Annotated in this window: 12 protein-coding genes; 8 read left to right on the top strand and 4 right to left on the bottom strand. The window is 72.2% G+C overall.

Going from position 1 to position 13,552, the window contains the following annotated elements:
- Positions 1-148: 148 nt before the first annotated feature.
- Positions 149-1,306, top strand: a complete 1,158-nt coding sequence (locus ABCR94_RS35575; protein WP_347125252.1) for a serine hydrolase domain-containing protein — start codon at positions 149-151, stop codon at positions 1,304-1,306.
- A gap of 7 nt (positions 1,307-1,313) precedes the next feature.
- Positions 1,314-2,135, top strand: coding sequence for an SDR family NAD(P)-dependent oxidoreductase (locus ABCR94_RS35570; RefSeq protein ID WP_347125250.1), 822 nt, complete (start codon positions 1,314-1,316; stop codon positions 2,133-2,135).
- Between the two features lie 222 nt (positions 2,136-2,357).
- Here ABCR94_RS35570 and ABCR94_RS35565 read toward each other — a convergent pair whose 3' ends face one another.
- The 4 genes from ABCR94_RS35565 to ABCR94_RS35550 form a co-directional block, all read right to left on the bottom strand.
- A complete protein-coding gene (locus ABCR94_RS35565) occupies positions 2,358-3,209 on the bottom strand; it encodes an EamA family transporter (RefSeq protein WP_347125248.1) in 852 nt (283 codons plus the stop codon).
- Positions 3,206-3,697 (bottom strand): YbaK/EbsC family protein, encoded by a 492-nt coding sequence (locus tag ABCR94_RS35560; protein WP_347125247.1) that lies wholly within the window; start codon positions 3,695-3,697, stop codon positions 3,206-3,208. Before ABCR94_RS35560 ends, ABCR94_RS35565 begins: the two co-directional genes overlap by 4 nt.
- Before the next feature lie 74 nt (positions 3,698-3,771).
- On the bottom strand, positions 3,772-5,403 hold the full coding sequence (locus tag ABCR94_RS35555; protein ID WP_347125245.1) for a penicillin-binding transpeptidase domain-containing protein: 1,632 nt from the start codon (positions 5,401-5,403) through the stop codon (positions 3,772-3,774).
- 124 nt (positions 5,404-5,527) lie between these two features.
- Complete coding sequence (locus ABCR94_RS35550; protein WP_347125243.1) at positions 5,528-7,258, bottom strand: dolichyl-phosphate-mannose--protein mannosyltransferase; 1,731 nt, start codon at positions 7,256-7,258, stop codon at positions 5,528-5,530.
- 140 nt (positions 7,259-7,398) lie between these two features.
- Here ABCR94_RS35550 and rsmI point away from each other — a divergent pair, with 140 nt between their 5' ends.
- The 6 genes from rsmI to ABCR94_RS35520 all read left to right on the top strand — a co-directional run bounded on the left by rsmI (position 7,399) and on the right by ABCR94_RS35520 (position 13,255).
- Positions 7,399-8,280, top strand: a complete 882-nt coding sequence (rsmI, locus tag ABCR94_RS35545) for a 16S rRNA (cytidine(1402)-2'-O)-methyltransferase (protein ID WP_347125242.1) — start codon at positions 7,399-7,401, stop codon at positions 8,278-8,280.
- A 128-nt stretch (positions 8,281-8,408) separates the two neighbouring features.
- Positions 8,409-8,789: a hypothetical protein gene (locus ABCR94_RS35540; RefSeq protein WP_347125240.1), complete on the top strand. Its 381-nt coding sequence runs from the start codon at positions 8,409-8,411 to the stop codon at positions 8,787-8,789.
- 58 nt (positions 8,790-8,847) lie between these two features.
- On the top strand, positions 8,848-9,717 hold the full coding sequence (locus ABCR94_RS35535) for a TatD family hydrolase (protein ID WP_347125237.1): 870 nt from the start codon (positions 8,848-8,850) through the stop codon (positions 9,715-9,717).
- Positions 9,718-10,036: 319 nt separating this feature from the next.
- A complete protein-coding gene (locus tag ABCR94_RS35530) occupies positions 10,037-11,266 on the top strand; it encodes a resuscitation-promoting factor (RefSeq protein ID WP_521978583.1) in 1,230 nt (409 codons plus the stop codon).
- 133 nt (positions 11,267-11,399) lie between these two features.
- The gene (gene rsmA / locus ABCR94_RS35525) at positions 11,400-12,284 is read left to right on the top strand and encodes a 16S rRNA (adenine(1518)-N(6)/adenine(1519)-N(6))-dimethyltransferase RsmA (RefSeq protein WP_521978581.1); all 885 of its coding nucleotides are present in this window, start codon (positions 11,400-11,402) and stop codon (positions 12,282-12,284) included.
- Entirely contained in the window at positions 12,284-13,255 is a 972-nt protein-coding gene (locus ABCR94_RS35520; protein ID WP_521978559.1) for a 4-(cytidine 5'-diphospho)-2-C-methyl-D-erythritol kinase, read from the top strand. Before rsmA ends, ABCR94_RS35520 begins: the two co-directional genes overlap by 1 nt.
- The last annotated feature ends 297 nt before the right edge of the window (positions 13,256-13,552 follow it).

Here is a 13,552-nt window from a genome sequence, read left to right as displayed (position 1 = left end):
CCTCCGGGGCCGCTGAGGGCGGGTCACCGGACGGACCCCACCGGCCTGCGGGGCCGGACCACGTTGCACCATGGGGGTGCGGCGCCACCGGGCGCGCGCACGCGGGACGCAGCATGCGGGACGAAGAGTGAAGAGCGGGAGTGCGGGCGTGGACGTCCAAGGCACGGTTGCGGCCGGCTTCGAGCCGGTCAAGGACGCTTTCGTACGCAACTTCGAGCAGCGCGGCGAGCGCGGCGCGGCGGTCGCCGTCTACCGGCGCGGCCTCAAGGTCGTCGACCTGTGGGCGGGTACGCGGGACGTGGACGGGCCCGAGCCGTGGGCCGTCGACACCGCGCAGGTCGTGCACTCCGCGACCAAGGGCATCGCCGCCGCGGTGCCGCTCCTGCTGCACCAGCGCGGGCAGATCGACCTGGACGCCCTCGTCGCCACGTACTGGCCGGAGTTCAAGGCGGGCGGCAAGGAGCTGGTACTCGTACGGCAGTTGCTCTCGCACCGCGCGGGCGTGCCGCTGCTCGACCGGCCGCTGACCCTGGCCGAGGCGATCGACGGGGTCTCCGGGCCGCGCGCGGTCGCCGCCCAGCAGCCGCTGTGGGCGCCGGGCACCGACCACGGCTACCACGCGCACACATACAGCTGGCTGATCGGTGAGCTGGTGAAGCGGGTCACCGGGCGGACCATCGGACGGTGGATCGCCGAGGAGATCGGCCGGCCGCTCGGGCTCGACTTCTGGATCGGCCTGCCCCCCGACGAGGCCCACCGGGTGGGCAGAACAGGGCGGGTGGAGGCACCCGCCGAGGCGCCCGGGGCGCTGCGGGTACGGCCACGGCGCAGTGTGACCGAGGCGTACGGGGACCCCGATTCGCTCACCCGGCGTGCGTTCGGAGCGATCGATCCGGTCGTGGACGACAACGACCCCGCGTACCGCGCCGTCGGTCTGGCCGGCTCGGGCGGGATCTCCACCGCGCGGGCGCTGGCGCGGTGTTACGCGGCGATGATCGGGGCGGTGGACGGGCACCGGCTGTTCGCCCCGGCCACGCTCACGCTGGCGCGGACCGAGGAATCGGCGGGGCCCGACCGGGTGCTGGTCGTCAACACCCGCTTCGGGCTCGGTTTTATGCTGCACGGTTCCGGGGCGCCGCTGCTCGGGCCGGGCTCGTTCGGGCATCCGGGGCGGGGCGGCTCGCTGGGCTTCGCCGACCCGGAGGCGGGCATCGCCTTCGGGTATGTGACCAACGGGCTGCAGAAGGGCGTCACCGCGGACCCCCGCGCACAGGCCCTGGTCAGGGCCGTACGGTCCGCTGCATGATCGGTGTATGACACCTAGAAGTGGATCGCCCGCACAAGGATCTTCGCAGCTGCCGCTGTCCGTGCCCCTGCGGTTCGAGGGGTACGGCGTGCTGGTCACCGGCGCCGGGCGCGGCATCGGCGAGGCGGTGGCCCGCAGGCTCGCGGCCGAGGGCGCGCGCGTGCTGGTCACGGACCTGGACGAGGAACGGGCGGCGAAGGCCGCGAAGTCGATCCCGGGAGCGGTGGCGCTGCGCTGCGACGTGGGGGACCGGGGCTCGGTCCTGGCGGCGGTGGAGTGCGCGGTACGGGAGTTCGGGACGCTCGATGTGCTGGTCAACAACGCGTGCTCGTGCGCGCCCGATGCGGCGCTCTTCGAGGACGAGGACGACGCGGAGTGGGAGCGGGATCTCGACATCACGCTGACGGGCGCATTCCGCTGCGCGCGGGCCGCGCTGCCGCACCTGGCGGCGTCGGGGCGCGGGGCGATCGTCAGTGTCGGCTCGGTCAACGGCGAGCAGGACTTCGGCAACCACGCCTACAGCGCCGCCAAGGCGGGCCTTGCGAGCCTGACCCGCACCTTGGCGGGCCACGCGGCGGCGCGGGGCGTACGGGTCAACCTGGTGGCGCCGGGCACGGTCGCGACGGAGGCGTGGGCGGGGAAGGGCGCGGACCTCGAACGGGCGGCGGCGCACTACCCGTTGGGCCGGGTGGGACGCCCCGACGACGTGGCCGCGGCGGTCGCTTTTCTCGCGTCGCGCGACGCGGCGTGGATCACCGGCGTGACGCTGCCGGTCGACGGCGGGCTGCTGGGCAGCAACTTGGGGCTGCGGGGCGCGTTCCAGGGCTGAGCGCCGGTGCGGTGCGGTGCGGGTGGGCGGGTGCGGGTGCTGCGGCGGGGGCGGGTGCGGGGCCGCTGCGCGGGGCTGTCCCCTACCCGCCCCTTCCCGAAACTGGGGGCGAGCCCCCAGGCCCCCCCTTGTCCTCAAACGCCGGACGGGCTGGATGTGCCGGACGGGCTGGATGTGCCGGACGGGCTGGATGTGCCGGACGGGGTGGATTTCGCCTCGTACTCAGCTCGTGTGGAGCATCAGGCCGATCCCGACCACCATCAAGCCCGCCGCCGCGATCCTCGGCGCCCCGAAGCGCTCCTTGAAGAACAGGGCTCCGATCGCCGCTCCCACGATGATCGACGACTCCCGCAGCGCCGCGATCGGGGCGAGTGGTGCCCTCGTCTGGGCCCACAGCACCAGGCCGTACGCCGTCACCGACAGGGCCGCGCCGATCAGGCCGCGCACCGCCAACGGGCGTAGTTGCGGCAGGAGTACGGCCCGGCGCCGGTAGAAGGCGTACGCCGGGATGGCCAGGCCCTCCAGGATCATCAGCCAGGCGATGTAGCCGAGGGACGAGCCCGACGCTCGTACGCCCATGCCGTCCACCACCGTGTATGCGGCGATCGACAGGCCCGTCGCCAGCGCCGCGACCAGCGCCGGCCAGTGCGGGCGCCCGCCCGCGCCCTTGATGCCCCAGAGCGCCACGCCCACCAGCCCGGCGCAGGCGACCGCGACGCCCGCCAACTGCCAGCCGCCCGGCCACTCGTCGACGAATATCGCCGCAAGCACGGTGACCGCGAGCGGCGCCGTGCCGCGGGCGATCGGGTACATCTGGCCGAAGTCGCCGAGGCTGAACGACCGCATCAGCAGCACCATGTAGCCGACGTGCAGCGCTGCGGACAGGGTCAGATACGGCCAGGCCTCCGCGGCCGGGAAGGGCACGAACCCCGCCGCGAGCAGGCCGATCAGCGCGCCGCCGCCGGAGATCAGCGTGAAGGAGACCAACTGGTCCTTGATGTGGTGGGCTATCGCGTTCCAACTGGCGTGCGTGAACGCGGCGATGAGCACCGCCGCTACGACGAGCGGCGTCACGCGCTCTGCTCGCGCACGTCCGCGACGGTCGCACCGGCGTGGCCGACCAGCGTCCTGGGATCCATCGCGAAGACCGTGTGCGGGGTGCCGGCCGCGGCCCAGACCTCCCCGTGTGCGAGCAGGCCCCGGTCGGCGATCACCCGGGTCTTCGTACGGTGTCCGAAGGGCGGTACGCCGCCGATCGCGTAGCCGGTCGTCTCCCGTACGCGATCGGCATTGGCCCGCCCGACCTTCGCCGCGCACAACTCCCGGCGCACCAGCTCCACATCGACCCGCGAGGCGCCGTCCATCAGGACCAGGACGGGCACACCGTCCGCCTCGAAGATCAGGGACTTGACGATCTGGCTCAGCTCGCAGCCGACGGCGGCAGCCGCCTCGACGGCCGTACGGGTCGCGTCGGGGAAGCCGCGTACCTCGATGTCCTTGATGCCCAGTTCGCGCAGGGCCTCGGTGAAGCGGGGGTGGGCGGTGGTTCCGGGTGTGCTCATGGCCCGCACGCTAGCGGTAGCTGTACGGGCCATGCGACCCGGTTACCGGGTGTGCGGTGCCGGTCGACGCGCGGTCAGCCCGCGCGCAGCACCTGCGCGACCAGTGGGCCCGCCGCGTCCCCGCCGTGTCCGCCGGACTCCACGACCGCGGCGGCCGCCACGTCGTCGCTGAACCCGGTGAACCAACTGTTGGACGTACCCTGCCCGTCGACCTCCGCCGACCCCGTCTTGGCCCCCTTGTCCCCGCCGACCGAGGCCATCGCCTGCGCGCCCGTGCCGCTGCTCGCGGTGACCCGCATCATGGTGCGCAGCTGCTCGGAGACGCCGCCGGGCAGCGAGCGGGGCGCCTGGGCGATCTCCCGGCCGTCGAGCGAGCGCGGGACGATGACCGGCTGCCGGAAGGTGCCGGTCTTGGCGGTGGCGGTGACGGACGCCATATTGAGGACGTTCATCTGGACCGTGCCCTGCCCGATGTACTGCGCCGCCGCCTCGCCGCCGGACGCCATCGGCACGGAGCCGTCCGCCGAGGTGACGCCGGTCTGCCAGTCGAGCCCGATGCCGAAGACCTCCTGGGCCTCCTTGGACAGCGCCGCGTCGTCCTTCGTGTCGTCGATCTGCTTGATGAAGGCGGTGTTGCAGGACCTGGCGAAGCTCTGGGTGAAGGTGCCGTTCTTGATGTCGAAGTTGTCGAGGTTGTGGAAGGTCCGGCCCTGATACATGACGTTCGCGGGGCACTCGATCGGACGGTCGGCGCCGACCAGGCCCTTCTCCAGCAGCATTGCCGCCGTCACGATCTTCATCGTGGAGCCGGGGGCCTGCTTGCCGAGCATCGCCGCGTTGAATTCGTCGTCGCGGTGGTTGGCGACGGCCCTGATCTCGCCGGTGCTCGGCTTGACCGCCACCACCGAGGAGTTCTTGTACCGCTGTACGGCCTTCTCGGCGGCCGCCTGCGTGCCCGCGTCCAGCGTGGTGAGCAGCTTGCCGGGCTTGCCCTTGGTGAGGGTGAGCAGCGAGCGTACGGGCTGGTTGATGTCCGCGCTCTCCACCGCCAGCTCGATGCCGGGCTTCCCGCCCGCCTTCGTGCCGTACTTCTCCCCCAGGGCGTCCAGGATCGGGCCGAGCGACGGGTACTTCTCCTTCGTCAGCTCGGCGCCGTTACGGTCCACCGCCTTGATCGGCGGGGCCGACGCCTCGCCCATCGTCAGGGTGTCGTCGGCCTTCAGCTTCGGGTGGATGACGGCGGGGGCCCAGTCGACCAGAGGGGCGCCGGTGGTCAGGCCGCGGACGACGGTCAGTTGGGACGCGTACGACCAGGGCTTGCTCCTGGCCTCCGCGTACGTCACCTTCGCCTTCACCGTGAACGGCACCTTCGCCCCGACCGGGGCGTCCGGTGTCAACGACACCTCGGACACGCGCGCCACCTCGCGGTAGGCCTCCAGGGCGGGCTGCGCCTGCGTGGCGTTGTTGGTGAGGTCGGCGGCGGTGCGCGCGTCGCCCTTCGACCAGGCCGCGAGGAACGCCTTCGTGGTTTTGTCGACCTCCGACGCGCTCGGCGGGCCGGTCTTCTTGGGCGCCGAGCGGGTGTTGAGGCCCGGACCGGTGTCGTTGCTCTCGCCGCTCAGCAGGGTGTAGCCGCCGTAGGCCACGCCCCCGGTCGCGACAAGAAACACCCCGCCGACTATGGCGGCCTTCGCTCCACTGCGCATGCGATGCAGTCCCCTCCCCAGGAGTCCCCTTGAACTGAACGTGTTCAAAGAAGTGTCGGAGCGTACTCTACGGGACGGCCGTGACACATGGGGTGACTGTTATCGGACCGGGATGCGCGCACCCTCACACCCAGGTGTCGAGCCACATGCGGCTGCGCCAGTCGCTCATCGGCAGGGTCTGGCCGGTGTAAATGGGCCAGAAGTAGATGAAGTTCCAGATGATGAGCAGGACGAGTACCCCCGCCCCGATCGCCCCGATCGTGCGCCGCCGTTCGTCCGAGCCCGGTGGCCCGAGCATCGCGCCGATCATCATCGCTACCGCCAGACACAGGAACGGGACGAACACGACGGCGTAGAAGAGGAAGATCGTCCGCTCCTGGTAGAAGAACCAGGGCACCCAGCCGGCCGCGATGCCGCAGGCGATCGCCCCGGCCCGCCAGTCGCGGCGGAACGCCCAGCGCCACAGCACGTACAGCACCGCGAAGCACGCCGCCCACCACAGCAGCGGGGTGCCGAGCGCCAGCACCTCGCGGGCGCACTCGTGCTTCTCGGCCGCCGAGCAGCCGTCCTTGCCGGGCTTGGGCGACTCGTAGAAGTACGAGACCGGGCGGCCCAGGACGAGCCAGCTCCACGGGTTCGACTGGTAGGTGTGACCGGACGTCAGATTGACGTGGAAGCTGTAGACCTCGGTCTCGTAGTGCCACAGGCTGCGCAGCCAGTCGGGCAGCCAGGTCCAGTTCCCGCCGCGCCCCGCGCCCGTGGCCCAGTCGCGGTAGTAGCCCTCCTTGGAGACGATCCAGCCCGTCCAGGAGGCGACGTACACCGCGAAGGTGACAACAACCGTCGAGCCGAACGCCGGCAGGATGTCGCGCCTGAGTACCGCGAGATACGGCCGCACCGCACCCGCCGTCCGCCGGCCGCCCACGTCCCACACCACCGTCAGCAGCCCGAACGCGGCCAGGATGTACAGGCCGTTCCACTTGGTGCCGAACGCCAGGCCCAGGCACACCCCGGCGGCGATCCGCCACGGCCGCAGGCCCAGGCGCAGGTTTTCCGCGACCCGGGCGTCCGGCCGCAGCACTCCCTCGTCGTCGCGTGGCAGCGCGGCGGCCAGTCGGCGCCGTGCCCAGTCCCGGTCGACGAGCAGGCAGCCGAACGCGCCGAGCACGAAGAACATCAGCACCAGGTCGAGCAGCGCCGTGCGGCTCATCACGAAGTGCAGGCCGTCGACGGCGAGCAGGGCGCCCGCCAGACACCCCAGGAACGTCGAGCGGAACAGCCGCCGCCCGATCCGGCACAGCATCAGGACCGAGATCGTGCCGAGCACACAGACCATGAAGCGCCAGCCGAACGGCGTGAATCCGAAAAGCTGTTCACCGATCCCGATGACCCACTTGCCGACCGGCGGATGCACCACATAGCCGGGGTCGTCGGGGATGGGGACGCTCGAAGGGTCGGCGAGGATCGACTTGTCGATGTCCTTGGGCCACTGGCCCTCGTACCCCTGGTTGACGAGCGCCCAGGCGTCCTTCGCGTAGTACGTCTCGTCGAATATCACCGCCTTGGGGCTGCCGAGGTGCCAGAGCCGCAGCAGCCCGGCGACGAAAGCGACCAGCAAGGGCCCGCCCCACGCCGACCACCGCACCAGCCGCGCCACGACTCCCATGGCGGCCGGCGGCACCCCGAGACCTCTCCACAGCTCGGTGCCCGGCTTGCTGTACGGCGGCACAAGTCGGTCGCTCAGGCCGACAACCTGCCTGGGCACATAGCCGAATCGGCGCAGTCGGCGCTGCCACGAGGGCGGCTGCTCTTCGGCGGCGTGGCCCTGCTGGGCTTCTGACGCGGTACTGGTCACCGCGCCATCGTAGGGAACACATCTGTGCCCGTGGTCCCTGCGTGGCCGGGAGGCCGCCGTCGTGGTGGGGAGCGGGTGCCCGGCGGCGTCCGTCAGACTGGACGGGCAGAACGTCGGTCGACCTCGGTGAGAAGGCAGCAATGACCAGCAGCGGAACCCTCGTCCTCGCAGGGACCCCCATCGGTGACGTCTCGGACGCCCCGCCCCGGCTCGCCGCCGAACTGGAGAGGGCCGATGTCATCGCCGCCGAGGACACCCGGCGGCTGCGCCGCCTCACCCAGGCGCTCGGTGTGCGCACCACGGGGCGTGTCGTGTCGTACTTCGAGGGCAACGAGACCGCGCGTACGCCCGAGCTCGTCGAGGCGCTGGAGGGCGGCTCGCGGGTGCTCCTGGTGACCGACGCGGGCATGCCGTCCGTCTCCGACCCCGGCTACCGGCTGGTCGCCGCGGCCGTCGAGAAGGACATCAAGGTCACCGCGGTGCCAGGGCCGTCCGCCGTACTGACCGCACTGGCGCTGTCCGGGCTGCCCGTCGACCGCTTCTGCTTCGAGGGCTTCCTGCCGCGCAAGGCGGGCGAGCGCCTGAGCAAGCTGCGCGAGGCCGCCGGTGAGCGCAGGACCCTGGTGTACTTCGAGGCCCCGCACCGCCTCGACGACACGCTCGCCGCGATGGCCGAGGTGTTCGGCGACGAGCGGCGGGCCGCGGTCTGCCGCGAGCTGACCAAGACGTACGAGGAAGTGAAGCGCGGGCCGCTGAAGGCGCTCGCCGAGTGGGCCGCCGACGGCGTGCGCGGCGAGATCACCGTCGTCGTCGAGGGTGCCCCCGACGCGGTGCTGGACCTGGACCCGGCCGAGCTGGTGCGCAGGGTGCAGGTGCGCGAAGAGGCGGGGGAGCGGCGCAAGGAGGCCATCGTGTCGGTCGCCGCGGAAGTGGGTCTGCCCAAGCGCGAGGTATTCGATGCCGTTGTCGCGGCAAAGAATGCGGCACGGGCGGGCTCTGCGGACGGCAAAGGACTATCGTAAAAAGCAAAGGAACAGGCCGCGTATCGGGCTCTTTTCCATGGAAGGGCCAAGACCGCTCCATATATCGACAGGACCTGATGCGCTCCCGCCCGAATGGGCATCCACTGGATCAGTGGAAAGGAGCTGGCATGAGCGAGATCGCAGACACCGCCGGCGCAGGAACCACCGTTCACGAGGCCTACGCCTTCGCCTGTATGAGGTGCGGGCACGGCTGGGAGCAGGCGTACGAGATCAAGCACCACACCGACGGTTCGGGGCGCGAGTCCGTGGTCTATACGGCCGACGGGCTGCGCGTGCCGTCACCCCTGTCCCGTCCCCTGTGCGTGAACTGCGGCGGCCATGTCGTGCGGATCATGCGCTCGGGGCAGGTCTCCTCGGTGCAGGCGGCCCAGTGGGCGCAGCCCGCGACGGCGCCGGCGGGACCCCTGGTGGTACCGGCGGGCGAGGAGCCCGAGCCGCATCACTGGCACCTGTCGGATCTGTTGCATCCCTTCCAGCACCGCAAGTGACGGCTTGCGGTGAGGTTCGGAGTGAGGCGCGGGGCGTGGTTTTCGTACGATCGTGACCATGACCCCTCAAGACGCCCCACCGCCGCTGCCCGAGCCCCTTCGGGTGGCGGTCGCCGATTCGCACACCCATCTGGACATGCAGGACGGCACGGTCGAGGAGGCGCTGGCGAAGGCCGTGTCGGTCGGCGTCACGACTGTCGTCCAGGTGGGCTGCGACGTAAAGGGCTCACGATGGGCCGTGGTGACCGCCGAGGCGTACGAGAACGTGCACGCTGCCGTTGCCCTGCACCCCAATGAAGCCCCCCGCATCGTCCACGGCGACCCCGACGGCTGGTCGCGGCAGGGCGCGCGCACCGCGGGTGGTGTAGGGGCGCTCGACGAGGCGCTCGACGACATCGACCGGCTGGCGGGCCTGCCGTACGTCAAGGCCGTCGGCGAGACCGGGCTCGACCACTTCCGTACCGGACCCGACGGAATCGCCGCCCAGCTGCTGTCCTTCCGGGCCCACATCGAGATGGCCAAACGGCACGGCAAGGCACTCGTCATCCACGATCGTGACGCGCACGCCGATGTGCTGCGGGTCCTCGACGAGGAGGGCGCCCCCGAGCGCACCGTCTTTCACTGCTACTCCGGTGACGCGGCCATGGCCGAGATCTGCGCACGCAAGGGCTACTTCATGTCCTTCGCCGGAAACGTGACGTTCAAGAACGCCCAGCCGCTGCGTGACGCGCTCGCCGTCGCACCGCTCGAACTGGTTCTCGTCGAAACCGACGCGCCGTTCCTGACCCCCGCCCCGTACCGCGGACGGCCTAACGCCCCGTATCTCATTCCGGTCACGGTGCGGGCGATGGCGGCGGTCAAGGGAGTGAAAGAGGACGTCCTGGCCACGGCAATCGCCGCCAATACGGCACGTGCGTTCGATTACTGAACCGTACGGCGGTCAATCCGGCGACACTGCGTAGCTGCGTCGCTTTGGAGAGTGACCATCGCTCCGCTAGTGTCCCGGCCCGCAGCGTCATGTGGACGGGCCGGACCTCTGGAGCGTCGTGAGCAATTCACAGGGCAGTCACCGCGCGGTGCGTGGCGGCAGCGGCCGACGTACGACGGGCAGAGCGTCGGGACCGGAGTCGGGCGGGCCCGAGGCGTGCGGGCCCGAGGAGTACGCGTCCCTGGAGATGCTGCCCTACGGCGCGCCGCTGTACGGCGCCCACGCGGCGCCCGAGCCGCAGCTGCCGCGCCAGGGCGCGATGGGCGCCCTCGTCGCCGCCCCCGCCCCCGACGCCGCTCCGGGCGCACGGCCGGGGCCGGGGCCCGGGCCCGGAGCCGGTTCGGCGGGCGACGGACGCGGAGGGGCCCGGCGGGCGGCGCGGCGGCGCAAGGGCGGCGAGCGGCCCGACACGTTCCGGCGGCTCGTCCCGCAGGCCCTGGTCGTCGCCTTCCTGGCCGGCGGCACCTCCGCGTTCATCGCCAACGACAAGGCGATCAAGCTGAGCATCGACGGCGTACCCCGGACGATGCACACCTTCGCCGACGACGTGGACGAACTGCTGGCCGACCAGGGCGTCACCGTCGGGGAGCACGACATCGTCGCGCCCGCCCCCGGCGAGGCCCTGGCCAGCGGCGACGAGATCGTCGTCCACTACGGCCGCCCGGTGACCCTCACCCTGGACGGCCAACGCCGACAGCTGTGGACCACCGCCCGCACCGTCGAGGGTGCGCTGCGCCAGCTCGGGGTGCGCGCGGAGGGCGCGTTCCTCTCCACCTCGCGCTCCTCCGCGATCGGGCGCAACGGCCTCGCGCTGGACGTCCGCACCGAGCGCTCCGTGACGTTCATGGCGGACGGACGGGAGCGCACCATCCGCACGAACGCCGCGACCGTGGGCGAGGCCCTGGCGGAGGTGGGCATCAGCCTGCACGGCCAGGACACCACCTCCGTGCCGCCCGGCACCTTCCCGCGCGACGGCCAGACGATCACCGTGATGCGGATCAAGGGCACCAAGGAGGTGCGCGAGGAGCCCATCCCCTTCACCGTCGAGCGGACCCAGGACCCCACGCTCTTCAAGGGCACCGAAGTCGTCGCGCAGGCGGGCAAGCAGGGCGCGCGCCGGGTCACGTACGCCCTGCGCACCGTCAACGGCGTCAAGCAGAAGCCCAGGAAGATCGCCGAGGAGATCGCCCGCGAGCCGGTCACCCAGCGCGTGAAGGTCGGCACCAAGGCGATGCCGACCGCCGTCGCCGGGGCGGACGGGCTCAACTGGAGCGGGCTCGCCCACTGCGAATCGGGCGGCAGGCCGAGCGCGGTCGACCCGACCGGCAACTACGGCGGCCTCTACCAGTTCGACACCCAGACCTGGCAGTCCCTCGGCGGCAGCGGGCGCGCGCAGGAGGCGAGCGCTAGCGAGCAGACGTTCCGGGCGAAGAAGCTGTACGTACAGCGCGGGTCCAGCCCTTGGCCGCACTGCGGCAGCCGCCTGTAGGGGGCGCGGTGGCCGGCGGTGGCGACGGCGGTCGGCTGCCGCGTGCGTGGCGGGGCGGGGCCGTCCGCAGGCAGAGCCCGGTGCCGGGGCCCTTTACGCTTGAGCGGTGAGCACCACTGAGCCTTCTGCGCCCCTGCCTGACTCCGCGCCCGCCCCCGGTCCCGCCCCGGTCTCCGACAACCTGCTGGGTCCCGCCGACATCCGGGAACTGGCGGCGGTGCTCGGTGTGCGCCCCACCAAGCAGCGCGGCCAGAACTTCGTCATCGACGCCAATACGGTCCGCCGGATCGTACGGACGGCCGGGGTGCGCCCGGACGACGTGGTCGTCGAGGTCGGCCCCGGCCTCGGCTCGCTGACGCTGGCCCTTCTCGAAGCGGCCGACCGGGTCGTAGCCGTCGAGATCGACGACGCGCTCGCGGGCGCCCTGCCCGCCACGATCGCGGCGCGGATGCCGGGGCGGGCCGACCGCTTCACCCTGGTCCACTCCGACGCGATGCAGGTCCACGAGCTGCCGGGGCCGCCGCCCACCGCGCTCGTGGCGAACCTTCCGTACAACATCGCGGTGCCCGTCCTGCTCACCATGCTGGAGCGCTTCCCGACCATCGAGCGGACCCTGGTCATGGTCCAGGCGGAGGTCGCGGACCGGCTCGCGGCCAAGCCGGGCAACAAGGTCTACGGCGTGCCCTCGGTGAAGGCCAACTGGTACGCGGAGGTCAAGCGGGCGGGGTCGATCGGCCGCAACGTCTTCTGGCCCGCGCCGAACGTCGACTCGGGCCTCGTCTCCCTGGTCCGCCGTACGGAGCCGATCCGGACCACCGCCACCAAGGCGGAGGTCTTCGCGGTCGTCGACGCGGCGTTCGCGCAGCGCCGCAAGACGCTGCGGGCGGCGCTCTCGGGATGGGCCGGGTCCGCGCCCGCCGCCGAGGCGGCCCTGGTCGCGGCCGGGATCTCGCCGCAGGCGCGCGGCGAGGCGCTGACGGTGGAGGAGTTCGCCCGTATCGCGGAGGCGAAGGCGTGATGCGCGAAGGCGTGGCGGGTGAAGGCGTGAGCGGTGCAGGTGCAGGTGCGAGCGTGGGCGTGGGCGGGCCGGTCACCGTGCGCGTTCCCGCGAAGGTCAACGTCCAGCTGGCGGTGGGCGGCGCGCGGCCCGACGGCTTCCACGACCTCGCCAACGTCTTCCTCGCGGTCGGCCTCTACGACGAGGTCACCGTCACGCCCTCCGACTCGCTGCGGATCACCTGCTCGGGCCCGGACGCGGCGCAGGTCCCCCTGGACGCCACGAACCTGGCGGCGCGGGCCGCGATCGCGCTGGGCGCGCGCTACGGCATCGCCCCCGACGTCCACATCCACATCGCCAAGGACATCCCCGTCGCGGGCGGCATGGCGGGCGGCAGCGCGGACGGGGCGGCGGCGCTGCTGGCCTGCGACGCGCTCTGGGGTACGGGCGCGTCCCGCACCGAACTCCTCGCGCTCTGCGCGGAGTTGGGCAGTGACGTGCCGTTCAGCCTGGTCGGCGGGGCGGCGTTGGGCACCGGCCGGGGTGAGTACCTCACCGCGCTCGATGTCGGCGGTGACTTCCACTGGGTGTTCGCGGTCGCGGACGGCGGTCTTTCGACCCCGGCGGTGTACGCCGAGTTCGACCGCCTGACCGAGGGCACCGCCGTCCCCGACCCGGTGGCTTCGACCGCCCTCCTCGACGCCCTGCGCACGGGCGACGCGACGGCGCTGGCCGGCGCCGTGACGAACGACCTCCAGCCCGCGGCGCTCTCCCTGCGCCCCTCGCTGGCCGAAACCCTGGCCGCGGGCACGGCGGCGGGGGCGCTGGCGGGTCTGGTGTCGGGGTCCGGGCCGACGACGGCGTTCCTGACGAAGGGCGCGGATTCGGCGGAGACGGTGGCGACGGCACTGCGCGAGTCGGGCACGTGCCGCACGGCGAGGGTGGCGGGGGCGCCGGCGGCGGGGGCGACGGTTCTGGCGCGGGGGGTCTGACGGGGGGTCTCATCACGCTCTGCCTGCTCGGGGTGCTCGGCCTGTCGATGGTCGGCTTCGGCGACCTGCTCGAAGGCGTACGGCGACCCTCGTGGCCATCCCCGTCAGCGCACCCTCCGCAGTCCTCATGGCCCTCGCCGGCCGGCTCCTCGTCGAGGCCGCCGGCCGAGCCCGTACCCGTACCCGTACCGAAAGGCTCTGAAAAGGCTCGGAGAAGGTCCCGCAGAGGCCGCAGCAAGGCCCCACAGAGGCCGCGGCTCAGGGACCGGCCTCCGGCGACTACGCTGGACCGTCGAT

Origin of the sequence: Streptomyces changchenzhani (assembly GCF_039766235.1) — a bacterium.
Classification (GTDB): domain Bacteria; phylum Actinomycetota; class Actinomycetes; order Streptomycetales; family Streptomycetaceae; genus Streptomyces.
The sequence above is the reverse complement of the archived record's forward strand: the minus strand, read 5'-3'. Positions and strand labels throughout refer to the sequence as shown.